At 54.3% G+C, this 24,159-nt stretch carries 31 protein-coding genes and 1 pseudogene; 19 read left to right on the top strand and 13 right to left on the bottom strand.

Annotation, left to right across the window (positions count from 1 at the left end):
• Nucleotides 1-60: 60 nt before the first annotated feature.
• Nucleotides 61-432, bottom strand: a complete 372-nt coding sequence (locus JUK32_RS14730; protein WP_204139618.1) for a four helix bundle protein — start codon at nucleotides 430-432, stop codon at nucleotides 61-63.
• A 145-nt stretch (nucleotides 433-577) separates the two neighbouring features.
• Between JUK32_RS14730 and kdpB the strand changes: the two genes are divergently transcribed.
• The 11 genes from kdpB to JUK32_RS14675 all read left to right on the top strand — a co-directional run bounded on the left by kdpB (nucleotide 578) and on the right by JUK32_RS14675 (nucleotide 9,194).
• Nucleotides 578-2,665, top strand: a complete 2,088-nt coding sequence (kdpB, locus tag JUK32_RS14725; protein ID WP_204139617.1) for a potassium-transporting ATPase subunit KdpB — start codon at nucleotides 578-580, stop codon at nucleotides 2,663-2,665.
• A gap of 13 nt (nucleotides 2,666-2,678) precedes the next feature.
• Nucleotides 2,679-3,473 (top strand): response regulator, encoded by a 795-nt coding sequence (locus tag JUK32_RS14720; RefSeq protein WP_204139616.1) that lies wholly within the window; start codon nucleotides 2,679-2,681, stop codon nucleotides 3,471-3,473.
• A 62-nt stretch (nucleotides 3,474-3,535) separates the two neighbouring features.
• On the top strand, nucleotides 3,536-3,787 hold the full coding sequence (locus tag JUK32_RS14715) for a potassium-transporting ATPase subunit F (RefSeq protein WP_204139615.1): 252 nt from the start codon (nucleotides 3,536-3,538) through the stop codon (nucleotides 3,785-3,787).
• Between the two features lie 2 nt (nucleotides 3,788-3,789).
• Entirely contained in the window at nucleotides 3,790-3,936 is a 147-nt protein-coding gene (locus tag JUK32_RS14710) for a hypothetical protein (RefSeq protein WP_204139631.1), read from the top strand.
• A 59-nt stretch (nucleotides 3,937-3,995) separates the two neighbouring features.
• Entirely contained in the window at nucleotides 3,996-4,568 is a 573-nt protein-coding gene (gene kdpC, locus JUK32_RS14705) for a K(+)-transporting ATPase subunit C (protein WP_204139614.1), read from the top strand.
• A gap of 36 nt (nucleotides 4,569-4,604) precedes the next feature.
• Nucleotides 4,605-5,735 (top strand): sensor protein KdpD, encoded by a 1,131-nt coding sequence (locus JUK32_RS14700; protein WP_204139613.1) that lies wholly within the window; start codon nucleotides 4,605-4,607, stop codon nucleotides 5,733-5,735.
• Nucleotides 5,736-5,984: 249 nt separating this feature from the next.
• Entirely contained in the window at nucleotides 5,985-6,242 is a 258-nt protein-coding gene (locus JUK32_RS14695) for a hypothetical protein (RefSeq protein ID WP_204139612.1), read from the top strand.
• 128 nt (nucleotides 6,243-6,370) lie between these two features.
• Nucleotides 6,371-6,547: a hypothetical protein gene (locus JUK32_RS14690; RefSeq protein WP_204139611.1), complete on the top strand. Its 177-nt coding sequence runs from the start codon at nucleotides 6,371-6,373 to the stop codon at nucleotides 6,545-6,547.
• A gap of 77 nt (nucleotides 6,548-6,624) precedes the next feature.
• Nucleotides 6,625-7,053, top strand: a complete 429-nt coding sequence (locus JUK32_RS14685) for a TrkA family potassium uptake protein (protein ID WP_204139610.1) — start codon at nucleotides 6,625-6,627, stop codon at nucleotides 7,051-7,053.
• A complete protein-coding gene (locus JUK32_RS14680) occupies nucleotides 7,050-7,712 on the top strand; it encodes a TrkA family potassium uptake protein (RefSeq protein ID WP_204139609.1) in 663 nt (220 codons plus the stop codon). Before JUK32_RS14685 ends, JUK32_RS14680 begins: the two co-directional genes overlap by 4 nt.
• Complete coding sequence (locus JUK32_RS14675) at nucleotides 7,713-9,194, top strand: TrkH family potassium uptake protein (protein WP_204139608.1); 1,482 nt, start codon at nucleotides 7,713-7,715, stop codon at nucleotides 9,192-9,194.
• A 93-nt stretch (nucleotides 9,195-9,287) separates the two neighbouring features.
• On the opposite strand, the gene JUK32_RS14670 is transcribed toward JUK32_RS14675, so the two are convergent.
• From JUK32_RS14670 to JUK32_RS14655, 4 genes are all read right to left on the bottom strand, one after another.
• On the bottom strand, nucleotides 9,288-9,812 hold the full coding sequence (locus JUK32_RS14670) for a hypothetical protein (protein ID WP_204139607.1): 525 nt from the start codon (nucleotides 9,810-9,812) through the stop codon (nucleotides 9,288-9,290).
• Nucleotides 9,813-9,821: 9 nt separating this feature from the next.
• Nucleotides 9,822-10,388: a GNAT family N-acetyltransferase gene (locus tag JUK32_RS14665; RefSeq protein ID WP_204139606.1), complete on the bottom strand. Its 567-nt coding sequence runs from the start codon at nucleotides 10,386-10,388 to the stop codon at nucleotides 9,822-9,824.
• Nucleotides 10,389-10,676: 288 nt separating this feature from the next.
• Nucleotides 10,677-11,354 (bottom strand): NAD(P)H-dependent oxidoreductase, encoded by a 678-nt coding sequence (locus JUK32_RS14660; protein ID WP_204139605.1) that lies wholly within the window; start codon nucleotides 11,352-11,354, stop codon nucleotides 10,677-10,679.
• A gap of 13 nt (nucleotides 11,355-11,367) precedes the next feature.
• On the bottom strand, nucleotides 11,368-11,877 hold the full coding sequence (locus JUK32_RS14655) for a MarR family winged helix-turn-helix transcriptional regulator (protein ID WP_204139604.1): 510 nt from the start codon (nucleotides 11,875-11,877) through the stop codon (nucleotides 11,368-11,370).
• Between the two features lie 107 nt (nucleotides 11,878-11,984).
• Here JUK32_RS14655 and JUK32_RS14650 point away from each other — a divergent pair, with 107 nt between their 5' ends.
• From JUK32_RS14650 to JUK32_RS28735, 7 genes and pseudogenes are all read left to right on the top strand, one after another.
• The gene (locus JUK32_RS14650) at nucleotides 11,985-12,887 is read left to right on the top strand and encodes an NAD-dependent epimerase/dehydratase family protein (protein WP_204139603.1); all 903 of its coding nucleotides are present in this window, start codon (nucleotides 11,985-11,987) and stop codon (nucleotides 12,885-12,887) included.
• A gap of 67 nt (nucleotides 12,888-12,954) precedes the next feature.
• The gene (locus JUK32_RS14645) at nucleotides 12,955-13,734 is read left to right on the top strand and encodes a response regulator transcription factor (protein WP_204139602.1); all 780 of its coding nucleotides are present in this window, start codon (nucleotides 12,955-12,957) and stop codon (nucleotides 13,732-13,734) included.
• The gene (locus JUK32_RS14640) at nucleotides 13,731-14,660 is read left to right on the top strand and encodes an EamA family transporter (RefSeq protein ID WP_204139601.1); all 930 of its coding nucleotides are present in this window, start codon (nucleotides 13,731-13,733) and stop codon (nucleotides 14,658-14,660) included. The genes JUK32_RS14645 and JUK32_RS14640 overlap by 4 nt, the downstream gene beginning before the upstream one ends.
• Before the next feature lie 27 nt (nucleotides 14,661-14,687).
• Nucleotides 14,688-15,344, top strand: coding sequence for a hypothetical protein (locus JUK32_RS14635; protein WP_204139600.1), 657 nt, complete (start codon nucleotides 14,688-14,690; stop codon nucleotides 15,342-15,344).
• Between the two features lie 222 nt (nucleotides 15,345-15,566).
• Nucleotides 15,567-16,013 (top strand): GNAT family N-acetyltransferase, encoded by a 447-nt coding sequence (locus JUK32_RS14630; RefSeq protein WP_204139599.1) that lies wholly within the window; start codon nucleotides 15,567-15,569, stop codon nucleotides 16,011-16,013.
• Nucleotides 15,997-16,554 (top strand): DUF1349 domain-containing protein, encoded by a 558-nt coding sequence (locus tag JUK32_RS14625; protein ID WP_204139598.1) that lies wholly within the window; start codon nucleotides 15,997-15,999, stop codon nucleotides 16,552-16,554. Before JUK32_RS14630 ends, JUK32_RS14625 begins: the two co-directional genes overlap by 17 nt.
• A 171-nt stretch (nucleotides 16,555-16,725) precedes the next feature.
• A pseudogene (locus JUK32_RS28735) lies at nucleotides 16,726-17,110 on the top strand (class I SAM-dependent methyltransferase); the annotation flags it as partial.
• 27 nt (nucleotides 17,111-17,137) lie between these two features.
• Here the strand turns inward: JUK32_RS28735 and JUK32_RS14615 are convergent.
• From JUK32_RS14615 to JUK32_RS14580, 8 genes are all read right to left on the bottom strand, one after another.
• Nucleotides 17,138-18,100 carry a pyridoxamine 5'-phosphate oxidase family protein gene (locus JUK32_RS14615; protein ID WP_204139597.1) on the bottom strand — a complete coding sequence of 321 codons (963 nt, stop codon included), beginning with the start codon at nucleotides 18,098-18,100 and terminating at the stop codon, nucleotides 17,138-17,140.
• A gap of 87 nt (nucleotides 18,101-18,187) precedes the next feature.
• The gene (locus JUK32_RS14610) at nucleotides 18,188-18,589 is read right to left on the bottom strand and encodes a VOC family protein (protein WP_204139596.1); all 402 of its coding nucleotides are present in this window, start codon (nucleotides 18,587-18,589) and stop codon (nucleotides 18,188-18,190) included.
• Between the two features lie 65 nt (nucleotides 18,590-18,654).
• Entirely contained in the window at nucleotides 18,655-19,323 is a 669-nt protein-coding gene (locus tag JUK32_RS14605) for an FMN-dependent NADH-azoreductase (RefSeq protein ID WP_204139595.1), read from the bottom strand.
• Between the two features lie 168 nt (nucleotides 19,324-19,491).
• Entirely contained in the window at nucleotides 19,492-20,184 is a 693-nt protein-coding gene (locus JUK32_RS14600; RefSeq protein ID WP_239112672.1) for a cysteine hydrolase family protein, read from the bottom strand.
• Nucleotides 20,185-20,395: 211 nt separating this feature from the next.
• On the bottom strand, nucleotides 20,396-21,316 hold the full coding sequence (locus JUK32_RS14595) for a PAS domain-containing sensor histidine kinase (RefSeq protein ID WP_204139594.1): 921 nt from the start codon (nucleotides 21,314-21,316) through the stop codon (nucleotides 20,396-20,398).
• 78 nt (nucleotides 21,317-21,394) lie between these two features.
• A complete protein-coding gene (locus JUK32_RS14590) occupies nucleotides 21,395-22,072 on the bottom strand; it encodes a glutathione S-transferase N-terminal domain-containing protein (protein ID WP_204139593.1) in 678 nt (225 codons plus the stop codon).
• Between the two features lie 46 nt (nucleotides 22,073-22,118).
• The gene (gene nrtS / locus JUK32_RS27585) at nucleotides 22,119-22,514 is read right to left on the bottom strand and encodes a nitrate/nitrite transporter NrtS (RefSeq protein WP_239112671.1); all 396 of its coding nucleotides are present in this window, start codon (nucleotides 22,512-22,514) and stop codon (nucleotides 22,119-22,121) included.
• A gap of 39 nt (nucleotides 22,515-22,553) precedes the next feature.
• Nucleotides 22,554-23,018: a nuclear transport factor 2 family protein gene (locus JUK32_RS14580; protein ID WP_204139592.1), complete on the bottom strand. Its 465-nt coding sequence runs from the start codon at nucleotides 23,016-23,018 to the stop codon at nucleotides 22,554-22,556.
• Nucleotides 23,019-23,336: 318 nt separating this feature from the next.
• Between JUK32_RS14580 and JUK32_RS14575 the strand changes: the two genes are divergently transcribed.
• Entirely contained in the window at nucleotides 23,337-23,915 is a 579-nt protein-coding gene (locus JUK32_RS14575; protein ID WP_204139591.1) for a TetR/AcrR family transcriptional regulator, read from the top strand.
• Nucleotides 23,916-24,159: the final 244 nt, after the last annotated feature.

Here is a 24,159-nt window from a genome sequence, read left to right as displayed (position 1 = left end):
AACGTTCCAACGTTCTAACGTTCTAACGTTCTAACGTTCTAACGTTCTAACGAACTCAAGCTATCGAAGCTGGGACTGTAAATACGTCATAAACCGACTGAGCTGACAACTGCATTTTTCTACCAGATCAAATAACTGCTCAAATTCGGCTTGATTAATATGACCCGCATCGAGAGCGATATAAGCCTGCGATCGCAACTCCCCCGCCGATGCCTTGGCAATGCCCAAATAGTTGATAAACAGCTTCGGTGTCCGGCTTTCAAACCCTTCCGCAATATTCGACATCACCGAAACCGCCGCCCGTCGCATCTGATCTTTGAGGCCAAAATCCCGTGCGAAATGCCCCTCACTCGAAACCCGATAAACAAACCGAGTCATTATCCGCGCCGTCTGCCAAGCCTCAATATCCTCAAACCTCCGAATCGTGCCCATGTTGTACCTAACCCTGAAATCATGCCCCTAAAATTCCCCCATTTACCCACCGTTAGAACGTTCAAACGTTAGAACGTTGCAACGTTTAAACGTTCTAACTTTCCCTCCCTCATTCAACCTTTAGTTCTTTCATTCCATAACCGTCATGACTAGTTCTACACAACACCACCATCAGCCCGGTGGACCCCGCGAAGGGCGACGACATACGCCGAAAGTGGATATGTCGGGCCTTTACCAGCGGGCTTTCAAAGAAGCATTTTTCAAGCTTGATCCGCGCGTGATGGTGAAAAACCCCGTCATGTTTGTGGTCTGGGTGGGCACCATCATCACGGTTCTGCTGACCTTCAATCCTGGGCTCTTTGGTCCGGTACCGGATAATCCGGTGCTGTTTAACGGCCTGATTGCCATCATTCTGTTCTTGACTATCGTGTTTGCTAACTTCGCCGAAGCGGTGGCAGAGGGGCGAGGTAAGGCTCAGGCGGATGCGCTGCGCTCCACCAAGTCAGAGACGACCGCGCGCAAGATTTTGGCCGATGGCTCCACCGAGGAAGTGTATTCCACCAGCTTGAGCCGGGGCGATCGCATCAAGGTCATCGCCGGTGACGTTATCCCTGCTGATGGGGAAGTGCTGGATGGCGTCGCTTCGGTGGATGAATCAGCCATTACTGGGGAATCGGCTCCGGTGTTGAAGGAAGCAGGCTCGGATGTGGCTAGCTCCGTCACCGGCGGCACCAAGATTATTTCGGATGAACTGACGCTTCAGGTGACCGCTGACCCTGGTAAGGGCTTTATTGACCGCATGATTGCCCTGGTCGAAGGGGCTGAGCGCAGCAAAACCCCCAACGAAATTGCCCTGACGGTGCTGCTGGCGGTGCTGACCCTGGTGTTTTTGATTGTGATCGCCACCCTCCCGACTCCGGCAGCCTATATCGACAGTCCCGTCAGCGTCGCCATTTTGATTGCCCTGCTGGTGGCGCTGATTCCCACCACGATTGGGGGATTGCTGAGCGCGATCGGGATTGCCGGGATGGATCGCGTCGCGCAGTTCAACGTGGTCGCTACCTCTGGTCGAGCGGTCGAAGCTTGTGGCGACATCAATACGCTGGTGCTGGATAAGACCGGCACCATCACCCTGGGCAACCGTTTGGCCGAAGAATTTATTCCCCTGAATGGCCACAGCCCCGATAAGGTGGCTTCGGTGGCGCTGGCTGCCAGCATCTTTGATACGACTCCCGAAGGCAAATCCATCGTGCGGTTGGCACAGCAGCAGGGAGCATCCCTGGCGTTCGACCAGCGCACAGCGGAAGCGGTAGATTTTTCCGCCCGCACCCGCATGAGCGGCACCAACCTGCCCGATGGCGGCGAAATTCGTAAAGGGGCAGTGGATGCCATTCGCGGCTTTGTGCGATCGCGCGGCGGCCACGTTCCAGAAGGGCTGGATCACGCCTTTGAAAAAGTTTCCCGTTTAGGCGGCACACCGCTGGCGCTTTGCCAGAATGATGACATCTACGGCGTCATCTACCTCAAAGACATCATCAAACCCGGCATTCATGAACGGTTTGACCAACTGCGGCGCATGGGGGTGCGCACTGTGATGCTGACGGGTGACAACCGCATCACTGCCGAAGTGATTGCCCGCGAAGCCGGAGTCGATGACTTTGTCGCCGAAGCCACCCCCGAAGACAAAATCCAGGTGATTCAAGCCGAACAGGCCGAAGGCAAGCTGGTGGCGATGACCGGCGACGGCACCAACGATGCGCCAGCGCTGGCCCAGGCTAACGTCGGGGTGGCGATGAACTCTGGGACCCAAGCCGCCAAAGAAGCCGCCAACATGGTCGATCTCGACTCCGACCCCACCAAGCTGATTGACCTGGTCACCATTGGTAAGCAGTTGCTGATTACGCGCGGCGCACTGACCACCTTTTCCATTGCCAATGACATTGCCAAATATTTCGCCATCATTCCGGCGATGTTTGCGGCAGCGGGCATCGGTGCCCTCAACATCATGGGTCTGAATAGCCCCCAGTCGGCGGTACTGTCTGCCCTGATCTACAACGCGCTGATTATTCCCGCCCTGATTCCCCTAGCTCTAAAGGGAGTGAAGTTCCGTCCATTAACCGCCAATCAACTGCTACAGCGCAACATGCTGATTTTTGGCTTGGGGGGTGTCATCGCGCCCTTTATCGCCATCAAGCTCATCGATCTCATCGTCGGCAGCGTTGGTTTAGCGTAGGAGGTTTTACACGATGACTCTTTTTTCTTCTCAAACTTCATCGGATTTCTCATTACCCGATGATCGACCTTCAGAAGCCCAAGCGATCGCTGTCCCTGAACTATTAGAGGAGCGTGTGTCTCCGGCCAGCCTACTGATCGTGCATCACGAGACGGCGACCCGACTGATATTGACTGATTTTCTGCAACCCGAAGGCTACCACATCTACGGGGCAGCCGATTGGGAAGCTGCCTTTGAGCAATTGCAACAACAGGCTATTGACCTGATGATTTTGGATCTCGCCATTTCTCAACAAGCTGAAGGCGGGCGCTTAGGGCAACTGCTCTCGCTCTATCCCCATATTCGGGTCGTGATGATTTGCGACCATTGCAGCCTGGAAGATGCCGTCAATGCCATGAAACAGGGGGCGGTAGATTTCATTCATGAGCCCCACGGCTACCTCCAACGCCCCTTTGAACCCGATCGCATTCGCACCGTCGTCGCTGAAGCCCTGAATCATCCCCCTGCTGCTGGAGTCCCCACAGGCGACTTCGATGAGCTGATCAAACTGGCTCGTCAGTGTGCCCGACAAAGCGAATTTGACCAGGCCCGCAAGCTCATCGGCGAAGCGATGAAGCAAGCTCCTGAACGGCCAGAGTCTTTAACGTTGTTGGGTTTGATTACTGAATGCTTGGGCGATCGCTTAGAAGCCCTCAAACTCTACCGAGCTGCACTAGGACTAGATCCAACCTATCAGCCCGCTGAAGCCAATCTGCATCGTGCCACCACCAACTTGAGAGCGCGCCCCTGCTTTGACGATGCCCTTTAACTAAACGTTGAAACGTTCGAACGTTGGAACGTTTAAGCAACCTACTACTTGGAGATCCGCTGATGAATAGATTTACCTTGCGACCCCTTGAAACTTGTAACGACTGGTTAGAGCACTTACAGCAACGCCGCGCCCGAATTGCTGTAGGACTTTTCATCGCTCTGTGCTTAAACCTGGCGATCGCGCCTGCCCTCTATGCCGCTACCGACAGTCTCGCCCGAGGTAATGCCTATGCTCTTGGGCTGCTCGGTCTGGTCGTCATCGGACTGGCCGCGTATCTCACCACCGTCATTTTGAAACCGGAGAAATTTTGATCATGTTGAAAAGACTCATTAATCAGATTCGCGAACAGATCCGTCTGGGGCGACTGAAGCGACAGATCCGGCAGGCACAACTTGAACGGTATCGCGATCGCCATCGCCGCCGCCATCAGGATAAATTCTCGAACGTTAAAACGTTCTAACGTTCCAACGTTTTAACGCTCCGATCCCTTTCCACAAACCCTAATTACCCCTAAAAACCATGATTCAAGACATCACGACCAGCATCCGCACCACGGTCGTTCTCTGGCTGCTCACCGCCCTGATTTACCCCTTGCTGATTTTGGTAATCGGCCAGGGTATCTTTCCCGCTCAAGCTAACGGCAGCCTGATTGTGAATGATCAGGGTCAAGTCATCGGCTCTACCCTGATCGGTCAAGCCTTTAGCAGCGAAGAATATTTCTGGAGTCGCCCTAGTGCCGTCGATTACAGCATCGGTGAAGCGGCTGCCCCTACCGGGCTATCAGGCGCGACTAACCTGGCCCCCAGCAACCCTGACCTGCTGGCATTAACCGAAGAAAGAGCGGAAATTTTGCAAGCTGCCAACATCGCACCGACCGCTGACCTGCTCTATAGTTCCGGTTCTGGTCTGGATCCCCATATTTCACCAGCGAGCGCGATCGCTCAAATTGACCGCATCGCCGCTGTTCGCAACCTTTCACTCGACGACCTGCAAACCCTCATCACACAAAACACCGAAGGACGATTCTTAGGCATCTTTGGTGAGCCCGCTGTCAATACGGTCACGCTAAACCTCTCTCTAGATCAACGTTAAAACGTTCCATCGCTCCAATCCCTCCCTCTTCTTGCTATGTATAACCCCGCTGCGATTCCCGTTCCTGGAGGCTTCGCCAACGCCTCTGCCAGTTACCAAAAACCCCACCGCCGAGGTAAACACAAAATCTTCATTGGCATGGCTCCCGGCGTCGGCAAGACGTACCGCATGCTCGAAGAAGGGCACGCGCTCAAGCAAGATGGCGTCGATGTGATTGTGGGATTATTAGAAACTCACGGTCGGGAGGAGACAGCTCTCAAGGCAGAAGGGTTAGACCTGATCCCCCGTAAACGAGTCAATTGCCGAGGAGTCATGCTGCAAGAAATGGATACAGAAGCCATTCTGGAGCGAGCTCCTCAACTGGTACTGGTGGATGAGTTGGCCCATACCAACATACCGGGTTCTCAACGGGAGAAACGCTATCAGGATGTCGAACAAATTCTAGACGCTGAAATTGACGTTTATTCAACTGTCAATATTCAGCACTTAGAGAGCTTGAATGATCTGGTGCATCGCATTTCTGGGGTGGTCGTGCGGGAGCGCATTCCCGATCGCGTGATTGATGACGCGGATGAAATCGTCGTGGTCGATGTCACCCCAGAGATGCTGCAAGAACGGCTTCAGGAAGGCAAAATCTATGCGCCTGAAAAGATTGACCAGGCCCTGCACAACTTTTTTCGTCGCAGTAATCTGATTGCCTTAAGAGAATTAGCCCTGCGCGAAATTGCCGACAACATCGAAGAAGAATCGGTTGCTACCGATCAAAATCCTCACTGTAATATTCAAGAGCGGGTTTTGGTGTGTATTTCAACCTATCCCAATTCGATTCAGCTTTTGCGGCGAGGGGCTCGGATTACCAATCATATGAATGGTCGACTGTTCGTTTTATTTGTTGCTCCTGAAGGCAAATTTTTAACAAAATCAGAAGCGCTGCATATTGAAACCTGTGAACGTTTATGTCAGGAGTTTGAAGGGGAATTTCTTAGAAAACAATCGCCGGATATTGTGACCGCTATCGTTGAAGTTTCGACTCAAGAACGCATCACTCAGATTGTTTTAGGTGAAACACGTCGATCTCGTTTTCAATTGTTATTCAAAGGCTCTATCGTGCAGCGACTAATGCGAGCACTACCTCAAGTTGATCTCCATATTATTGCCAATAACTAACCAGCTTGACTATTTTTGAGTTTAATAATTAAAAAATATTTAGAGATGTACTTTCTTGAAATATTACTGAATTCAAGCGTGTATCTTTAGACAGAAGACCTTGTATGTCTTCTGTGATATATTCATGTTCTGTCTTTTGAATTGCTGCCCAGTGAGTCAAGCCTAATGAAGGTTGGTTTAGAGCAATCCGGATTCTAGGCTGCTTAGTTATTTTATATGTTGTTTTAACTTTTGGATTCTAGATTTGAGATGTCATTATCCAGTACAAAGCCGTTGACCTATGTGCATCAAATGTATTTCAACAGTGCTTACTTAGGAACTCGGCTTAGTGCAGTTCAACTGCCAGAGCAGTGCTATTTGTTAGGTTTAGTGCGAGGAGATCAATTGTTTGATCTGAGGGATGACCCTGAAATTACTGAGCAGGATTGGGTTGTCGCGATTACCTTAAATGAGATGTTATTGCCAGAACTGGAAGTATGTTTGCAACAATCTATTCCTCAGAACTAACAACAGAAATCGGGGATTTGGAGGCAGCTTGGCGAAATTTCCATAGTTAATGATTGACGTGAGATCAGCGTTTATGATGATGAATGACGAGGAATTCGGGGGCCTCTTTATAACGAGAATTTTGCACCATGTTAGAAAAATTTAGAGAATTTGTTGAGCAAATCCGAGAACAATTCCGCTTGGCCCGTTTGCGGCGTGCCCGCCAAGATGCTGAGATGGAGCAGTTGCGCGATCGCCACCGCCGCCGGCATCCTGATGGCGATGACTCAGACTCTCAGCGGTCAGAGTGTTGGGGACGGAGCTAGCGCTGGATGATAAGGATGATAACAGAACTAGTAACCAGGAATGACTGGCCGCAGCATTTACTAGGGAGAGCAGGTTAGTGGCAAAAACTCAGGAGATTGTTGTCGTTGGGTGCGGACGGTTAGGTTCCCTACTGGCCAGCTATCTAAGTAACGAAGGGCACAACGTTGTGATTGTGGATGCTCGCGAGGCTGCTTTTGATCAGTTATCGGCTGAGTTTAGCGGCTTTACGGTCGTCGGTGATGCAACTGAAATGGCGATTTTAGAACAGTCTCGAATTAACCGAGCGGACTGTTTGCTAGCCGTTACCGACCAAGACAACATCAATTTAATGGTGGCTCAAGTTGCCCGCACGATGTTTGAAGTATCCACCGTCATTGCTCGGGTCTATGACCCCACCCGAGAGGCTATCTACAAAGAGTTTGGTATCGATACCATTAGCCCGACCCAGCTTTCTGCCGATGCGTTGCTCAACATTTTGCACCAAAGCCCATTAGTGATGCCATGAGAGTGATTGTGATTGGTCAAGACAAGCTGGCGTACTTTTTAGGCAAGCATTTTGTTGCTAAAGGGTATGCTTTAACCCTGATTACCGCTCGGCGGGAGGAAGCATTGGCGCTGTCTCATAAATTGCAAGCGACTGTCCTGCATGGTGATGGCAGCGAACCCGCAGTATTAGAGGATGCTGGGGCTTACCGAGCCGATGTATTGTTAGCCTTGACGGGCCAAGATGAAGACAATTTGGTGGCTTGCCAGATTGCTCAAAAGCGTTTTGGAGTGCCCCGAACGATCGCGCTCGTGAACGATCCGGCTAACCAAGCGGTGTTTAAGCAGTTGGGGGTATCGGTCGTCTTCTCCGCTACCGAAATTTTAGGCCAGCTCATTGAGCAGCAAACGGATTACAAAGACATTAAAGCGCTGGTGCCCGTGGCTGATGGAGACGTGCATCTCGCGGAGGTGACCCTTCAGGCCGATAGTCCAGCGGTTGGTCAGAGCTTGAAGGACTTGAATCTGCAAGCGGCCATTATTGCCTGTATCGTGCGTCAAGGCACAGTCATGATTCCGAAAGGGAATAGCCAGTTGCAGGCAGGCGATCGCCTGATTGTCATCAGTCAAGCCGGAGCTTACGAAGCGGCGTATCAGGTGATTATGGGAGACATCAGTTAGATGGGCCGCTATCAAGCGTTTCTGCGTCAGCGTTATCGGGCCGTCGGTGGTTATACCGGATTGGTTTGTCTCATTGCTGGGATCGGTATTTTGTCCCCGCTGCTGGCGTTGATCTTTTATTCCGAAGAATGGGTACTGGCAGGCGGTTTTCTCGTGCCGGGGCTGCTACTGTCAGCATTTGGGTGGGCGGCTTGGCGCTGGCTGACGCCGAAAACCGGACGCAGTTTGACGCTGCAAGAAGGCTCTGTCATTGTGGTGCTATCTTGGCTGCTTGTGATTCTGGTGGGTACGGTGCCGTTTATCTGGATCTCCGGCCTCACCTTCACCCAGGCTGTCTTTGAGTCCACCAGCGGCTGGACGACCACGGGCCTTTCGGTCGTCGATGTGACCCAGGCTCCCCGCTTGATCTTGCTGTTTCGCAGCATTACAGAACTCTATGGGGGAGCTGGGTTAGCGATCATTACCCTGAGTGCGATCGCCGGTCCCTCGGGTTCTGGGCTCTCCAGTGCCGAAGGGCGCAGTGAGCAATTGGCTCCCCATGTTCGTCGTTCCGCCAAACTGGTCCTCAGCATTTACTCCGGCTATGTGGCGATCGGTATCCTTGCCCTCCGCATTGCGGGGATGGACTGGTTTGATGCCGTTAATCACGCCTTTGCAGCATTATCAACCGGGGGGTTCTCTACCCGCCCTGACTCCATTGGCTACTGGGATAGCGTGCCGGTAGAAGTCGTAACCTGGGTGCTGATGCTGCTAGGCAGCTTCAACTTCGTGCTGAGTTACCTCATCCTCCGGGGCAAATGGTCGAGCCTCTGGCGTGATGGGCAGGTGCGGTTGCAAATAGTGCTCATTGGTGGCAGTGCGATCGTGTTGTGGTTGGGGATCACTGGAGCAATTTACGGTTCTGTCGGCAAAGCATTTCGGGTGGCAGTGTTTGAGCCCATTTCAGCCTTAACCACAACCGGATTTTCGACTGTGGGCTATGGCGACTGGAGTGGTTTGGGCTGGCTTATTTTAATTCTGTTGATGCTGGTTGGCGGAGGAGCAGGCTCAACGGCTGGCGGCATCAAGCAAATGCGGATCTATATCCTCTATCGCAGCCTGTTATGGGAAATTCAGCGAATGCTGATGCCCGATCGCTTAGTGAGTGAACCTAGAATCTGGCAGACCAACAATCGCCGCTTCATCAGCGATGAGCAAGTTCGGCAAACCGCTCTGTTTGTCTTTCTCTATCTGGCTACTTACGGAGTCATTAGCCTGATCATGGCAGGGCATGGCTATTCCCTTGACGAAAGCCTGTTTGAAACTGCGAGCGCCATGAGTACCGTGGGTCTCTCGGTTGGAGTGACCGCACCGGATGCCCCCACAACTTTGCTATGGACCGAGATTGTCGCGATGTTTTTAGGACGGCTAGAATTTTTGACCGTTTTAGTGGGCTTGATTCGTCTTGTACGAGACATCCGACCAGCGATCAGTCACGACTAGATCTTTAGCGTTTCGGATTATTCTGGTGCCACAGTTTCAGGCTTTTCTGTCGTGTTTTACTCCCTCAATCAAACGACAGCCCCCCCAGTCTCCCTACGCGGATTGTTGCAACTTAAGCTGTCGTTTCACATGCATTTGAACAGCCTTAGCGGCGGCGGCGGCGATATCATCCCAATCTTCGGGTGTCAGCGCAGCATAAACGGCTTGTTGAAAAAGTGCCAAAGCATCTGCCGATAACGGCTCATTCTCTGTTGTCGCCAAGTCCTCTGCCAACACCAATTTGAGTTGTGCCTGAATGTTAGGACTGGGCTGCTTCAGCCGTAGCATTAACCGTTCTTGTCCCACGCTCCAAGCCGCATCAGTGCCCACGCCTAGATTGCCGTCCGTGAGTAATTGCCGAAACTCCCTCAGCACTAAATCTCGTAACCGCTGGAACTGATGAAAACTGTGCGGATCCGCCATGAACTGCCCCAATCGCGCCCCGAATTCTGGCCCTGCGCTGATGTCACAGTGAGCCTCCTCCTCAATTCGTGCCGCCTCCAACGCCCATTGCGGATCTCGCAACTGGGCCATGAGATCGAGGGCTAATCGAGAATCATCGGAACGTTGAGAGGCCATAGTCTTTCACTACCTGTTCAAAGCAGGATACTCAAAATATGTGAGCGCTTCTTCATCCGCATCAATGCGGTCATCCAGGTCAGGATCAAGCCGCATCATATTTTTGCGCTCATAAAACCCAGTGGCTCCAGGGAGAGCATGGAGTCCCACCCGACCTCCATAGCCTAACTCAACACTCCGGAGCCGAGAAAAAGACAGCAAAGCACTGCCTACCGTCTTGAACTGAGGTGGGTTCTGGATGGGGAGCCGATTCCACGGCGCGACCGATAACGCGGCCACATAGACCAGCCTTTGACCCGGATAAAACTGTGAGGAATGCCACTGGGTCTCCAACATCATGAGACCGTGGGTACGACCCCCATACTCAACGGCATAGCCTTCATAATTAGCATTGCGAATGGTGAGGCGCTCTTTGAACGCCCAATCCCAGTATTTATCTGCTTGGGAGAATTGTCGGAGCTGAGCTTGCCAAAGCGACTGAAAATCCGCCACATGCCTCGGTTGTAAATCCAGTAACCGGGCTTCAACAGACTGCTGATCGTGGCCTCGAACGAGACTGACGGGCAGTTGCACCATCGCTCAACAACGACAAAAGATTCACCTTCCAGCATATTGCCGACAGGCCCCTTTTCCCTATCCAGAAACATGCACTCTTTTTGGCACCCCACCGGACTCCTCCAGATGCCGAGCGATCGCCTTCGCGCTCTCCACACACCGCTCATCCCAAGACCACCGTTGTGCCTCCGATAACCTACCAAAGATATCGGTTCTGCATCCATCCGGACATATCACCGGACCAGCATATGATCGAGAGGATAAGTCATAGATCTGCTGCAAATGCGTCGTCACCTCAGTTCAGGACGCTCAATCAATGTATTGAACGACCTCCTCAGTTTGGAAGCGCACCTTAGCCATATCAGCATATTTATCGTCAGCAGCCCGATAGCCAGCGGCACAGAGCACCACTGCCCCATAACCCTGTTCGGGCAGTCCTAGAATCTCATTCACCTGGGCTGGCACAAATCCTTCCATGGGACAGGCATCGACCCCCAGCATCGCTGCACTGTAAAGGAAAAAGCCCAGAGCAATATACACCTGCCGGGCTGACCAGGCATTGGGATCCAGCGGAAATGGAGGCTCCTTCAGAAAGCCTTTAATCATGTTCTCCAACCCTTGCAGATTTTCTTTAGCGGTCTGGCGAACGTCGGCCATGCGATCGAGGTAGGGGGCAACATCGCCAGCATTCACATCCTGTTTGATGGCCAAGACGACGAGGTGAGAGGCATCCACCACCTGAGACTGTCCCCAAGCCGCCCCCTGGAGCTGCTGGCGAATTTCGGGATTGCGAATCACAAAGAACTTCCAGGGCTGTAGCCCAAAAGACGAGGGCGCTAGCACCAGGCTCTGCTCCAGGGCGTGCCAGGTATGGGCGGGAATTTTTCGAGCTGGGTCGAATTTTTTGGTGGCATAGCGCCAGTGCAACTGCTGCAAGACTTGACTGGCATCCAAAGGGGCGGTGGCCGCTGGGGAAGTTGATGTCATCGGTAAATTCCTCCTATGGGGAAAAGTATACATTTCGATTCACGATCGCTAAAAGCCGCTTGAGGAGAGCAATCAACGTTTCCGTTTCGGTTTCGCTCAGCTCTGTCAAAAGCTGATTTTCGCGTTCAAACAGCACAGGCATAACCGTATCAACGCGCTGCATCCCCTGATCGGTTAGCTGCACCATGACACTGCGACGGTCATTGGGATCTCGCAGACGGGTAACTAAACCCTCTTTTTCCAGACGATCGATGCGGTTGGTCATCGCGCCTGAAGACAGCATGAGCAAGCCATACAAATCTGTGGGCTTGAGCTGATAGGGGGGTCCTTGCCGCCGCAACGTCGCCAACATATCAAAGGACCAGACATTCAGGTCAAAGTCGGCGAGCACTGTTTCACGCTGCTTTTCCAGCAGGCGAGCGAGCCGCAAGATCCGCCCCACCACCGCCAGGGATGAGAGATCCAGGTCGGGGGCTTCTTGCTGCCACTGCGTCAAAATTTCGTCGATGCGGTCTTGTGTCATAGCTCAATTATATCTCGATATCGAGATTCTTGACATTTATCTTTGGGTCGAATAACTTGATGCCAAGATAAATGTGTCGGGCGTTCAACCGCTCGAAGGAGATCATGATGAAGGTATTTTTAACGAGTGCGACGGGGTATATCGGCGGTGCGGTGGCGAGATCGCTCATGAATTCAGGTCATGCTGTGGTGGGACTGGCGCGATCGGCGGCAGCGGCCCAGCGCTTGCAGGACGCTGGCATTCAACCCCATCGAGGCGATTTGACGGATGCCGCCAGTCTACAGGCGGCGGCAATCCAGGCCGATGCGGTCATTCACACTGCCGCCACCAACGATGCCGCGATGCCCACGGTGGATCAGCAAGCCACCCAAGTCTTGTTGGCTGCGTTGGCGGATACCCCAAAGCCGTTTGTCTATACCAGCGGCATTTGGGTGATGGGCAATACGAAGGGACAGGTGGCAGATGAAACGTGGCCCTTTGACCCCACCCCGATTGTGGCGTGGCGACCGGCGGTTGAAGAGTTGGTGTTGGCGGCGGCACAAGCTGGGGTGCGATCGCTCGTGATTCGTCCTGGTTTGGTGTACGGCCACGGGGGCGGGCTGCTCGCAATGTTGCGGCAGACAGGCCAAGCCACGGGAGCCGTCCCGATGATCGAGAGCGGCGACTATCACGGGGCGTTTGTGCATGTGGATGATCTGGCGCGGCTGTATGTGCAAGCGATGGAATCGGCCCCCGCCGGAACGGTGCTGATTGGAGCCAACGATGCCGCCATCACGATGGGTCAGGTCGCTGATGCGATCGCCCAATCCCTGGGTATGGATGGACAGGTGCAGTCTCTCAGTTTGGCTAATGCTCGCGAACGGTGGGGTGCCCTGGCTGATGCTCTAGCGCTGGATCAGCAGGTGACGAGCGATCGCGCTCACCAACTTTTGGGCTGGCAGCCGACAGCGATCTCAGTGCTTGACGATCTCATTCAAGAATCTGATCGCTCCGAGGCGATCGCGGCTTAGTGCATGAGCAGGGCGGCGGCGCGTCATCGCCTCCGTCTTGCGGTTCTCGCTATCGGAGGTGTGTCCCATGACACCGAATATTGTATTGATCGAACCAGACGCCCCGCTGGCAGCAGCGCTGGTGCCCAACCTAGAGGCGAGTCGCTACCAGGTGATCCACGTCGCGCAAGGGCTGGTGGGATTGCATCTAGCGCGTCACCTGCGCCCTCACGTCGTGCTGGTCGCGTCGCAGTTGCCCGACCTGACGGGACGGCAGGTGTGTCAGCAGCTTCAGGTCACGGAGCCGCAGTTGCCCATCATTTTGCTGAATGAGGCGACTGAGATTTGCGATCGCGTCAAGGGGTTGGAGGCTGGGGCGCATGATGTGCTGGTGAAGCCCTTTGCCACGGCAGAACTCCTGGCCCGAGTGCGATCGCGGTTACGCCGGAGTCGCTGGGAAAGGCCAGACCCCATCCTATCGTTGGCGGACCTGGCGCTGAATCTCGACACCCGCGAAGTTTACCGCTGTCAGCGCTTGATCGAGTTGACAGCGAAAGAATTTGACCTGCTGGCTTTTTTGATGGCCCATCCCCACCAGGTGTTGAGCCGACGACAGATTCTCGATCAGGTTTGGGCCGACACGGTGAAGGTCAAGACCAATGTGGTGGAAGTCTACATCCGTTACCTGCGGCTCAAGTTGGAATGGCCCGGTCAACCGCCGTTGATTCAGACCGTCCGGGGCGTGGGCTATGCCCTGCGATCGCCCCAAATGCTCCCAGTCGCCCCCAGCGGTCAGATCCGCCCTGCCGTCGACGCGCACGCTCCCTCTCTCCCGCTACACTCCCATTCTTCAGGACTGAATTCATGAAATCTTCGACTGTGTCTCTGGGCGATATTGCCCTCACCGCGATCGCGCCCCTGGCCTGTGGCACCACCTACATCGTGGCGACAGAATTTTTGCCCCCCGGACATCCTTTGCTGGTGGCGGCGCTGCGATCGCTTCCCATCGGTCTGCTGCTCACCCTCACCTTTCGCAAGCTACCCCAGGGCATTTGGTGGTGGCGCATCCTCATTTTGGGCGGGTTGAACATTGGGGTGTTTCAGGGGTTGCTGTTTGTGGCGGCCTATCGTCTCCCCGGTGGTGTCGCCGCGACCGCAGGGGCAATTCAGCCGTTGTTGGTCGTCTTATTTTCCTGGCTGATTTTGCAAGAAAAGCCCGCTAAAGGAGCCTTTCCCGTCGCGATCGCGGGCTTTGTCGGTATTGCCCTGTTAGTGCTCGGTCCCGCTGCCCGACTTGATCCGGTCGGCATTTGCGCTGCCCTGGCAGGGGCAGCCACAATGGGCCTCGGCACAGTATTGGTGAAACACTGGTCGCGACCTGTGCCGTTGCTGGTCTTCACCGCATGGCAACTCACCGTGGGCGGGGCTCTATTACTCCCCATCGCTCTCATCGTCGAAGGCCCCTTCGCCACCTTGACCCGCACCAACCTGCAAGCCCTCATCTACCTGGGCGTTTTCAGTACCGGATTCGCTTACCTGCTATGGATGCGGGGTATTGGTCAACTTTCCGCCGCTGCGGTGTCCTATCTGGGGTTGCTGAGCCCAGTGATGGCGACATTGATCGGCTTCCTGTGGCTCCAGCAAGCCCTTACGCCAGTTCAACTGGTCGGCATCACCCTGATTTTTGTCAGCGTTTTGTTGGGGCAAACAATCAATGCCCATCCCCACTCCGCGCCTGCTGCGATGCCGTGTCCCCCCCATCCGGTGCATCCGGCCAAATGCCCGCTGCCCTAGATAGTCGTCACTACACAACCCATTCCCATGGCAAGACCTGAAATCTTCTACAGTCCCCACCTGGCCCCTGCGATCGCTCAAATCAGGCAGCAGCGGGAACGGCTGATCGCGTCAAGAGCATTACTGGTCGTCATTTCTGGCATTGATGGTTCAGGCAAGGGCTATATCACCGACATAATGGCCGAGTTGCTGATACGGCAGCAGCTAAAAACCGCTGTTATTAATATCGATGGCTGGCTGCATTTACCTCACCAGCGATTTAGCAACATCAACCCACCCGAGCACTTTTACCATCACGCCATTCGCTTTGATGAGTTGTTCGCTCAACTGGTGTTGCCTCTGCGAAAACGCCGTTCCCTTGAGTTAGAGGCAGATTACACCGAAGAAACCGCTACAGACTACCGCAAGCACGTCTATCAATATCAGGACATCGACGTCATTCTGCTGGAAGGGATTTTCTTACTGAAGCGGCCATTTCAGTCCACTTACGACCTGTCATTGTGGATTGAATGCAGCTTTGAAACGGCTCTGAAGCGGGCGATCGCGCGATCGCAAGAAGGACTCTCCCCAGACGCAACTGTTGCGGCCTATGAAACCATCTACTTCCCCGCTCAACGCCTGCACTTTGAACGGGATCAGCCGCAGCCAGCCGCCACAGCCATGATCTGTAACAGTCGTCCCTGAGGCTCCTCCGGTGTGCGGTCAGAACCGGGAGCTGCAACGATCGCTCACCCAACCTGTATTACCGCTGATGAAACGGAGTTCAGCCATGACCGTCCTGACCTTTCAACTTCGCCTTGCTGACTGGGTAACAGTTTGTCGAACGCTACCCGCACGGCTGGCCTCCGTATCGCTACTATTAGCGCATCCCACCCGATCTGCATTGCGCCAAAGGTCCTGTGAACCATGATTATTCGTCTTTACCAGGAGGCTGATCAGGCTGCTCTACTGGCAGTGTGGTATCGAGCAGCGGCGATCGCTCACCCCTTTCTGCCCGCCGAGCACTTTGAGCAAGAGCGGGCGGCGATCGCCACCCAGTATCTGCCAGTGGCCGAAACCTGGGTTTATGAACATCAGGGAGAAGTGGTGGGCTTCATTTCTCTGTTGGGACAAACGGTCGGCGGGTTCTTTGTAGACCCGGCAATGCAGGGCCAGGGGATCGGGCGATCGCTGATGGATCATGCCGTTCAGCTTCGAGGCCCCTTGGACGTTGAAGTGTTTGAGCAGAACGCGATCGGGCAACGGTTTTACGATCGCTATGGGTTTGTATCGATGGGTCAGTCCTGCCATGGCGAAACTGGACAAACGCTCATTCAAATGGAGTTAATCGAAAACGATGCAATGGCTCAATGAACCGCCCCATTGGCACCAAGACGGCGTTGGCGTAGCCGCTCTAGAGGAGCATCGCTTAACCGTCAAAACCGCTCCCAAAACGGACTTTTGGCGCATTACCCACTACGACTTTATCCGCGATAACGGCCATTTCTACTTTGAGACAGTGAGCAGCGATTTTGTAGTAGAAGTCGGCATTCGTGGCCGCTATCGGGATCTGTACGATCAGGCGGGCATCATGCTGCGCGTTGATGACCAGCACTGGATCAAAACCGGGATTGAATACGTCGAGGGGGTGCAAAATCTCAGCGCGGTTGTCACCCACGAGTACTCGGACTGGTCGGTTATTCCCCTCACACATCCTCCTGAGGTCTTGCGTTTGCGGGTCGAGCGGCGGCAAGAAGCGATTCATATCTCGTACCTGGACAAAGCCGGAAGCTTCAATAGGTTTAGACTGGCGTATCTGCCTGCGGAGACGCTTCAGGTCGGTTTGATGTGTGCTTCCCCCGATGGCGATGGCTTTGAGGTCACCTTCGAGGGCTATCGGTTGAACTTAGACTAAAGCCGGACATAGCCTGAAAGAGGCCACGGGAACCAGAATATGGTGGCTGGCGCGAAGTCCTGCATCTCATTGTCAAAGGCTTGAGCAACACAGAAAGCGGTCAACAGTTTTACCTCAGCCGCAATACTATCAAGCATTTTGCTGATTTCAGTGAGGCGCGATCGCCCAGGCAAATCCGAGGCGGAGCACATCGATAACGTCACCTTTGAGCAGCCACCGTTGAAGACCTCGACATCCCGGATCAGAGCCTGGATGCGGTGCTGGGACTCAGCATTTTGCATTTGTTGAAAGACAAAGAGGCGGCCATCGATCGGGGCTACCAAATGCTCAAACCAGAGGGCATTTTTGTTACCAGTACCAGCTGCCTGAGCGATACCATGAGCTGGTTTAAGCTGATCGCACCTGTTGGCCGACTGTTTGGTTTTTTCCCTTCGTCGCCATCTTCACCACCCAGGCGTTAGAGAATAGCCTGACCCAGGCCGGATTTGAGCTGGACTACCAGTGGCAACCGGGTCAGGATAAAGCCGTCTTCATCGTGGCTAAAAAGCCTGGATAAGTGCGGAGGGATTGGGGGCATTGCGCCTTACCAAGGACCGGTCTCTGCCAAAAACCGGGAGTACTCAGGCGTAGACCAGGTTAAAGGCAAGCTGCCCTCTACCCGGATGCCCTGGGTGAGATGAAATTTGAACAGCCGTTCCGCGCCTGCATAGGCGGCAATTTCTGGATCCCCGTCCCAAATGACCTCGGCGGTGCCAGTGAGGTAAAGCACATTGCCCTGCTCAAAATCAATGAACAGTAGGCCCGCCCGCGGGTTAACCTCGATGTTGCCAAAGGTGTTGAAGTGGCAGTTGCCAGCAAAGTCGGGCACGGTGAGGGTATCGCCATCGATGCGCACAAAGCCGGGTTTGCCGCCCCGATGGGAGACATCGACGCCTTTGGCGGCTCCAGCCGCGTCATTCAGATAAGCAGTGGCGATAAAGAAGGTGTCGGCCGCCGCGATCGCCTGACGTTCCGCTGCCCCCAAGGTGGTCAGGGTGTGGATGAGCTTGACCGCAGTCGGGTCAAAAGCAGCGAGATCGAACTGGCGCGCCTGGATGTATTTGGGACAGTTGCCAAAGGTTTGGCTGACTTGAACTTCCATGCCGTCGGGCGCGATCGCACTCACTACCCCATTAACACGATTCCGGCGACGAGTGTGCAGTTCGATGCCGAGAAAGCCAATATCGCTACCGACCTGTAGCGTCTCAGCGAGCGGATCGCCGGATAGGGGCTGAGCAGCAATGTGCAGAGTATGATCATTGGGCGTTGAGATAAAGCCCGGTTCACCTACCAGGATAGACGCCCAGGGATTTCCGGCCCTATCCACCGTGCCGACTAGAAAATAAGAAAGCTGCGCGTAGAACTGGCGATGCTGCTCGGGCAAAAATTCGCGAATGATTCGTCGGCCAAAGTTGTCCATCTGCTCTAAAGCACCCAGACGTTCTTGAATCGCCCGCTCCCCACGATGAAAGGGCGATTCTGTCCGTTGCCAACCGGGGATTGCCATGATGTCGGTCTCCTGAATCCTGAAAACAATGGTTTTAGTAGGGGCGAGGTGACCTCGCCCCTACAGGGGTTGGTCTGATCTTTTGAGTTAACGGGCAGGAGCAGTCAACTCCATGCGAATACCGCCGGGAATGGCGAACATCATGTGCTGAGTGGGGCCACCGCCCAACGGTTCTGGCGCGAATTCAATCTCGACGCCTGGGGCGATTTTGAGCTTTTCGTAAATGGCCTTGAGGATTTCGATGCCGTCTATTTTGAAGGCAAAGTGATGCAGGCCGATGTTGGTTTTGCGGTTAAAGGGGATGGCGTGATCGGGTTCTATGGCCTGCCAGAGCGTCAATAAACTGGTGCCATCTGAGACAAAGTAAGCGGGATAGTCGGGCACTTCACCGACTTGTTGAAATTCCAGTACGTTTACGAAAAAATCGCGGGTCGCGTTGATGTCGGGAACGGTCAGACCGACGTGATGGATGCCTTGAGTCAAAGCCATGGTCAAAATTCCTCGTAGGGATAAAAGGTCAGTCGAAGCAAGATGAATGTTGGGGAATGGGTGGGTTACGCGGCGACGGTAGGGATGCCTACTTTTTGGCTAAGCTGTTCCACCAGTTGAGGAATGGCCGCATAGGCCGCTGCTTTGGACTGCTGGTGGCGATCGTCGCCAAACTCCTGATATTCAATGCGAATGACGTGGTGTTCGCTCACCCCCAGTAAGCGGGAAGCGGTGATGATGGCCGTATCCAGATGATTCTGTGCCGCGTGCACGCCGCCAAATTCAAAGCCCCCCTCGCCAGAGGCAGTCAAGATGACCAGAATTTTGCCGGTTTGAATGGGCTCAATCGGTTGCTCTCCCCGCGCTAGATCGAAAGAAAAGGTGCGTCCGATACGAATCACCTGATCAATCCAGGCTTTGAGCGCCGACGGCATGCCGTAGTTGTACATCGGGGTGCCGATGACGATAACCTCGGCGGGCTCTAACTCTGCCAGGAGTTCGTCGGATTCTCGCAGGGCGGTGACCTGTTCGAAAGTGCGCTGATCGACGGGTTTGAACGCGGCGGCAATCCAGTTCTCACTCATGGCGGATGGAGGATTAAGCCCCACATCTCGTGTGATCCAGGTGTCGTTGGGACGGATCGTTTGCCAGTGTTCGACAAACGCGGCGGTCAGTCCGCGACTCAGAGAACGGGTGACGCGAGCGCTGGCATCAATTTGCAGAATCGTGGTCATGATGGGTGTCCTCAAATAGTGACTAAGCTGACGGGTTTAATGGGATAGTCGCGCCCAACTTCTTCGAAAAAAAATTAGGGGTTTATAGCCATAACTGACGAAGAAACCGGATTTCTAGCAATGCTGAGGGGCGCGTTAGGGTACTCACCCCCCAATGACTGGCAGTTCTTACGCAGGCTGCAAGCTAGGCAGGCTTTGCTCTAGCACTTGTAGCGCCTCTTGAGTGGACCAGACTGTGTTGGCCAACATGCGATAGTTCACCAGCGCCGAGGCGTAACCGTCACCCTCGGGGACTTTCGCGCCAGCGGTGGCGTCCTTCACCACGGCGACTTCAAAGCCCTGTTCCAGCAGTTCCCGTAAGTGCGATTCCACGCAGAGGTTCGACGACATGCCGCCGAGGATGACTTTGTCGATCCGCTGTTTGCGCAGTTGCAGAATCAGGTCATTATTTTCGGGGCCATAGACCTTGTGGGGACTGCAAATCACCGTGTTGCCATCCTCGATATAGGGCTTGTAGATATCGACCCAGTCCGCGCCGGAGCCCTCCAGCCCCTCTAGCTGCAACGGGCCGGGGCGATCGAACATGCCAATGCTGTGCATGAGATTTTCCAGCGCCCCTTCAAACTTCCAGCGATGATCCGCCGGGAAATAGTAGTGCGGCGAGATGAACAGGGGCAGATTGTAGGTTTTAGCGGCTTTCATCAAAGCCTCAATATTGGCGACGGTATTGTTTTCGGTGACGCTTTCGCCCACCACTCCCCAGGCAACGCCACTGGGGCTAAGGAAATCGTTTTGCGGGTCGATGATGACGATCGCGGTTCGTTGGGCGTCAATGGTCATGCCGGGATTCGGTAAAGCCATAGTGAAAAATCTCCTAAAGTGGTTAGTGGGTTAATGACGGTTCATGAGAACCTGGGCGCAGAACACCTGCCTGCCGATGAACGGCAGAGAGGCGCCCTGATGGAGTCACCGACTCTGAGGTCGGGACGATTCACGGCAACGTGAACGCGGGATCGAAGCCAGCTTTGAAACGTTTGAATAGCAGGCACTTCGAGAAACTTGACAGAAAAATTTAGTGCTGACCGGGTAGGGTGACGGTGACGGTGGTGCCAGCGGTGGCGGCTGACTCGATCTTGAGCGATCCGGCGTGGGCGTTGATAATCTGTTGCACGATCGCCAATCCCAGTCCGGTGCCCGTCGCTTTGGTGGTGAAAAACGGTTCGGTGAGCTTAGCGAGCTGTTTGGGATGAATGGGGCGACCGCCATTGTGAACCTGGAGACACCTGCGATCGCTCCCCCTGGATACAACGCTGATGTGGACGCGATCGCCGTCAGAGACTGCCTCACAAGCATTGGTCACCAGGTTGATCAGCACCTGTTTCAGCTTGTCGGGATCAGCGGTTATGGTGATTGGGGTCCGGCTCGGCCAGAATTCCAATTGACGGTTACGGGCGGCGGGAGTATGCCGCAAGCTTTCCAGCGTTTCCGCCACCAGTTGATTGAGGTCAACGGCTTGCCGATGCAAGGTTTGGGGCTTGGCGTAGAGCAAAATTTGATCGAGCAGGCGTTGCAGGCGATCGCCATCCTCTACCGCTAAAGCCAACCGTTGCTGGGCAGGTTCCGGCAGGTCTTGACGCTGGCAATAGTCCAGCCACAGCCCGAGGGTGGTCAGGGGATTTCGGATCTCGTGAACAATACTGGCGGCCAGGGTGCCGACTGCGGCCAGATGCCTCTGTTCTGCGAGTTGCTGGCGCAGCGATCGCACCGCTTCCCGGTAATGAGCCACCTCCGCAGAGAGGGCCTGCTCGCGCTGAGAGATGCGCCGGGCTAAGTCCCGTTGTGACGCTGGGCTAGGAGGAAAGAACGGATAAACCGGGGTGGGGGATAGCGGTACCGCTAATGTTTGGCCGCTGCGGGGGAGCGGGGGGGCCGGGGGCCGATTGGCGATCGCCAAAGCCCCTGATGAACCGGATAAGCGGGTGGATTGTGTCATGACTAATGAGCGTCACTTCAGCAACGTCTAGAAAGTTGGCAACGGAGCGCGGGTAAGCGGATAAAACTCTGGCAATGGTTACGCAGTAGTCAGTTGCGCCGTCGAATGAGAAACCGCTAGCCGCCCAAAATCACTGTTGAAATTGGGTTGGAGAATATCCATGCCCACCTGCACAGCGGGACGCTTTTTCATCGTTTCAACCCAGCGATCGACGTTGGGAAACGCCGCGAGGGAAATGCCCAGGTAAGGGGTTTTGGCCGCCGCCACCCAGGGAAACGTGGCAATGTCGGCGATGGAGTAATCGCCCGCGATGTAGGGATGGTGTTCGAGCTGGCGATCGAGCACGTCGAGCAGCCGCAGGGTCTCCCGGTGATAGCGTTCTACGGCATAAGCAATCTTTTCGGGTGCCGCATTGTGGAAGTGGCCGAGCTGACCAAACATCGGTCCCACGCTGGCCATCTGGAACATCAGCCACTCCATCACCTTGGCGCGACCGGCTACGTCCGTGGGCAGCAGCTTGCCCGCTTTTTCTGCCAGATAAATCAGGATGGCCCCGGATTCAAAAATGGTCAGGTCGTTGTCGCGATCGCGGATGGCCGGAATCTTGCTATTGGGGTTAATGGCCTTGAACTCGGGCCTAAACTGGTCGCCTTTGCCGATGTCGATTTTGTGGATGGTGTAAGGCAGTTCGAGTTCTTCGAGCAGAATGGCAGGCTTGCGGCCATTGGGGGTGGTGTAGGTATACAGGTCAATCATGGATCAATCTCCTTAAGGTCAAGAAGCAGATATAGATGGATGGACGTCAGGGTTCTGGTTCATCAGAACGGCGGATCTGGCACTGGGCTTGGCCGTAGATGCTGACGAGGTAAGGCGTCACGAAAGATAAGGCTCCCGATAACCAGCGATCGCGGTCCATTTCGCGTTGCAGTAAGGCTTTGCCGTGGTTCATAGCAAACACCAGAGAACCGATGATCAGCGCCATGCGCACCGCCTGCGGCACAAAGGCAGGATTTCGGAGGCTGTGGCGGTAGTCCGCCAAGGTGACGGTTGTAGGATGAGCGCGAGACTGGGCGGCTGTCAGAACGGAACTGGAGCCACAGTCAGTCGGGAGGCTTTCCCGTTCTCCACCCAGGTAGAGCGGCAGGGTATGCAGTCCGTCGCAGGGAGTCGTTTCAGGCGTTGGGGGAGCAGCTAGCATGACAATTCTCTTAACTTGGGCTCAGAAATACAGGTCGGTCTACCGTTTCCAGCGGAACTTGCGCTCAGACTCGTGAATGGGGACGTCGTTGATGCTGGCTTCCCGTCGCTGCATCAGGCCGTTAGGGGCAAATTCCCAGTTTTCGTTGCCGTAAGCGCGATACCACTGGCCCGAGTCGGTGTGGTACTCGTACTCAAATTTCACGGAGATGCGGTTTTCGGTGAAGCTCCACAGGGTTTTCTGTAAGCGATAGTCCAACTCGGTGCTCCATTTGCGGGTAAGGAACTCGCGAATCTGGTCACGACCTTGGATGAACTCCGAGCGATTGCGCCACTGCGAATCCACGGTGTAGGCCAGAGCAACTTTTTCAGGGTTACGGCTATTCCAGGCATCTTCAGCGGCTTTTACTTTGGCCTTTGCCGTTTCCAGCGTGAAGGGCGGCAGCGGTGGCCTGCTTTCAGCGGCGTCAACGGCGAGTTGAGCGGGGGTAGCGAGTTCAGGCATGGAGGTGTCCTCCTTTGAACTAATGTAGAACGGTCTGTCTAAGCTGAGTATGTAGACAAGTCTGTATATTGTCAAGCGGCATATTCTTTGTTTCCTGACTTAGGAGCATTTTTAGCTCCTAAGTCAGGAAATGTAGTCAAATTTCTGAGGGTGATCTGGGCTAGTTAAGTTGAACAGAGGAGGTCTCCCCGTACCATAGAACCCGGCTCAAGGCAGGCAATTCGAGGATGTCGCCCGCGCTGGCAAAGATTGGGTTAAATACAAATCTGAAGCAAAAGTGCTACTATATAGACAAGTCTGTATAGATTTGTTTCTAATATGCCTCGTCCTAAATCATCGGCAAAGCCCTCGGCCCGCGATCGCATCATGCAAGCCGCCTCCACCTTGTTTTATCAAGAAGGAACGCAAAACGTCGGCATTGATCGCATCATCGCTGAGTCAGGCGTGGCGAAAATGTCTTTGTACAACCACTTCAAGTCCAAAGACGCCTTGATTGCTGCCTGGCTGCAGCAGCGCGATGCTAATTGGCGGGAATGGTTTCAGGAAACGGTAGAAAAACAGGCGACGGCACCCACCGAACGCCTTCTGGCCATGTTCGATGCTCTAGAGGAATGGTTCTCTCAACCTGACTTTCGCGGCTGTGCCTTTATCAATTCTTCAGTCGAACTGGTAGATCCTGAGCATCCCGGCTATCAGGTGGCGATCGAGCACCAACAGGCAATTTATGACTATATTCTGCAACTGGTGAAAGCCGCCGAAATCGATGATCCTGACGCGGTGGCTGAGCAATTGTTGCTGCTGCTGGAAGGGGCGATCGTGGTCGCCATGATGCGCCGGAATCCTGCGGCAGCAGTCCAGGCTAAGGCTGCTGCTGAAATGCTCATACGGGCGGCTTAATTTTCCCGGCTGACTTCTTCGCAAGACCGGAGAATTGGTCTAAACGCCCTTGCCTCACCGTTCAAAGAGCGGCATCATCAACCGGATCGCTTGCCCGTCTTCCCTTTATCTTTTCTTCTCTATAGTCAAGGTAACTCTCAATTATTTTCCCCCTTCTTGTCTCATGCCGGAACTGTCAACTTAACTTTCGTGGTAGCCTTTGCCAGCATCTGTCAGGGCAAGTCCATGAGCGTCAGTTACAAAT

It is taken from the genome of Halomicronema sp. CCY15110, from assembly GCF_016888165.1.
GTDB lineage: Bacteria > Cyanobacteriota > Cyanobacteriia > Phormidesmidales > Phormidesmidaceae > Halomicronema.
The sequence above is the reverse complement of the archived record's forward strand: the minus strand, read 5'-3'. Positions and strand labels throughout refer to the sequence as shown.

Coding starts and splice junctions, on each gene's coding strand:
- JUK32_RS14730 (WP_204139618.1), bottom strand. CDS start 432: ATGGGCACGATTCGGAGGTTTGAGGATATTGAGGCTTGGCAGACGGCG.
- kdpB (WP_204139617.1), top strand. CDS start 578: ATGACTAGTTCTACACAACACCACCATCAGCCCGGTGGACCCCGCGAA.
- JUK32_RS14720 (WP_204139616.1), top strand. CDS start 2,679: ATGACTCTTTTTTCTTCTCAAACTTCATCGGATTTCTCATTACCCGAT.
- JUK32_RS14715 (WP_204139615.1), top strand. CDS start 3,536: ATGAATAGATTTACCTTGCGACCCCTTGAAACTTGTAACGACTGGTTA.
- JUK32_RS14710 (WP_204139631.1), top strand. CDS start 3,790: ATGTTGAAAAGACTCATTAATCAGATTCGCGAACAGATCCGTCTGGGG.
- kdpC (WP_204139614.1), top strand. CDS start 3,996: ATGATTCAAGACATCACGACCAGCATCCGCACCACGGTCGTTCTCTGG.
- JUK32_RS14700 (WP_204139613.1), top strand. CDS start 4,605: ATGTATAACCCCGCTGCGATTCCCGTTCCTGGAGGCTTCGCCAACGCC.
- JUK32_RS14695 (WP_204139612.1), top strand. CDS start 5,985: ATGTCATTATCCAGTACAAAGCCGTTGACCTATGTGCATCAAATGTAT.
- JUK32_RS14690 (WP_204139611.1), top strand. CDS start 6,371: ATGTTAGAAAAATTTAGAGAATTTGTTGAGCAAATCCGAGAACAATTC.
- JUK32_RS14680 (WP_204139609.1), top strand. CDS start 7,050: ATGAGAGTGATTGTGATTGGTCAAGACAAGCTGGCGTACTTTTTAGGC.
- JUK32_RS14675 (WP_204139608.1), top strand. CDS start 7,713: ATGGGCCGCTATCAAGCGTTTCTGCGTCAGCGTTATCGGGCCGTCGGT.
- JUK32_RS14670 (WP_204139607.1), bottom strand. CDS start 9,812: ATGGCCTCTCAACGTTCCGATGATTCTCGATTAGCCCTCGATCTCATG.
- JUK32_RS14665 (WP_204139606.1), bottom strand. CDS start 10,388: ATGGTGCAACTGCCCGTCAGTCTCGTTCGAGGCCACGATCAGCAGTCT.
- JUK32_RS14660 (WP_204139605.1), bottom strand. CDS start 11,354: ATGACATCAACTTCCCCAGCGGCCACCGCCCCTTTGGATGCCAGTCAA.
- JUK32_RS14655 (WP_204139604.1), bottom strand. CDS start 11,877: ATGACACAAGACCGCATCGACGAAATTTTGACGCAGTGGCAGCAAGAA.
- JUK32_RS14650 (WP_204139603.1), top strand. CDS start 11,985: ATGAAGGTATTTTTAACGAGTGCGACGGGGTATATCGGCGGTGCGGTG.
- JUK32_RS14645 (WP_204139602.1), top strand. CDS start 12,955: ATGACACCGAATATTGTATTGATCGAACCAGACGCCCCGCTGGCAGCA.
- JUK32_RS14640 (WP_204139601.1), top strand. CDS start 13,731: ATGAAATCTTCGACTGTGTCTCTGGGCGATATTGCCCTCACCGCGATC.
- JUK32_RS14635 (WP_204139600.1), top strand. CDS start 14,688: ATGGCAAGACCTGAAATCTTCTACAGTCCCCACCTGGCCCCTGCGATC.
- JUK32_RS14630 (WP_204139599.1), top strand. CDS start 15,567: ATGATTATTCGTCTTTACCAGGAGGCTGATCAGGCTGCTCTACTGGCA.
- JUK32_RS14625 (WP_204139598.1), top strand. CDS start 15,997: ATGCAATGGCTCAATGAACCGCCCCATTGGCACCAAGACGGCGTTGGC.
- JUK32_RS14615 (WP_204139597.1), bottom strand. CDS start 18,100: ATGGCAATCCCCGGTTGGCAACGGACAGAATCGCCCTTTCATCGTGGG.
- JUK32_RS14610 (WP_204139596.1), bottom strand. CDS start 18,589: ATGGCTTTGACTCAAGGCATCCATCACGTCGGTCTGACCGTTCCCGAC.
- JUK32_RS14605 (WP_204139595.1), bottom strand. CDS start 19,323: ATGACCACGATTCTGCAAATTGATGCCAGCGCTCGCGTCACCCGTTCT.
- JUK32_RS14600 (WP_239112672.1), bottom strand. CDS start 20,184: ATGGCTTTACCGAATCCCGGCATGACCATTGACGCCCAACGAACCGCG.
- JUK32_RS14595 (WP_204139594.1), bottom strand. CDS start 21,316: ATGACACAATCCACCCGCTTATCCGGTTCATCAGGGGCTTTGGCGATC.
- JUK32_RS14590 (WP_204139593.1), bottom strand. CDS start 22,072: ATGATTGACCTGTATACCTACACCACCCCCAATGGCCGCAAGCCTGCC.
- nrtS (WP_239112671.1), bottom strand. CDS start 22,514: ATGCTAGCTGCTCCCCCAACGCCTGAAACGACTCCCTGCGACGGACTG.
- JUK32_RS14580 (WP_204139592.1), bottom strand. CDS start 23,018: ATGCCTGAACTCGCTACCCCCGCTCAACTCGCCGTTGACGCCGCTGAA.
- JUK32_RS14575 (WP_204139591.1), top strand. CDS start 23,337: ATGCCTCGTCCTAAATCATCGGCAAAGCCCTCGGCCCGCGATCGCATC.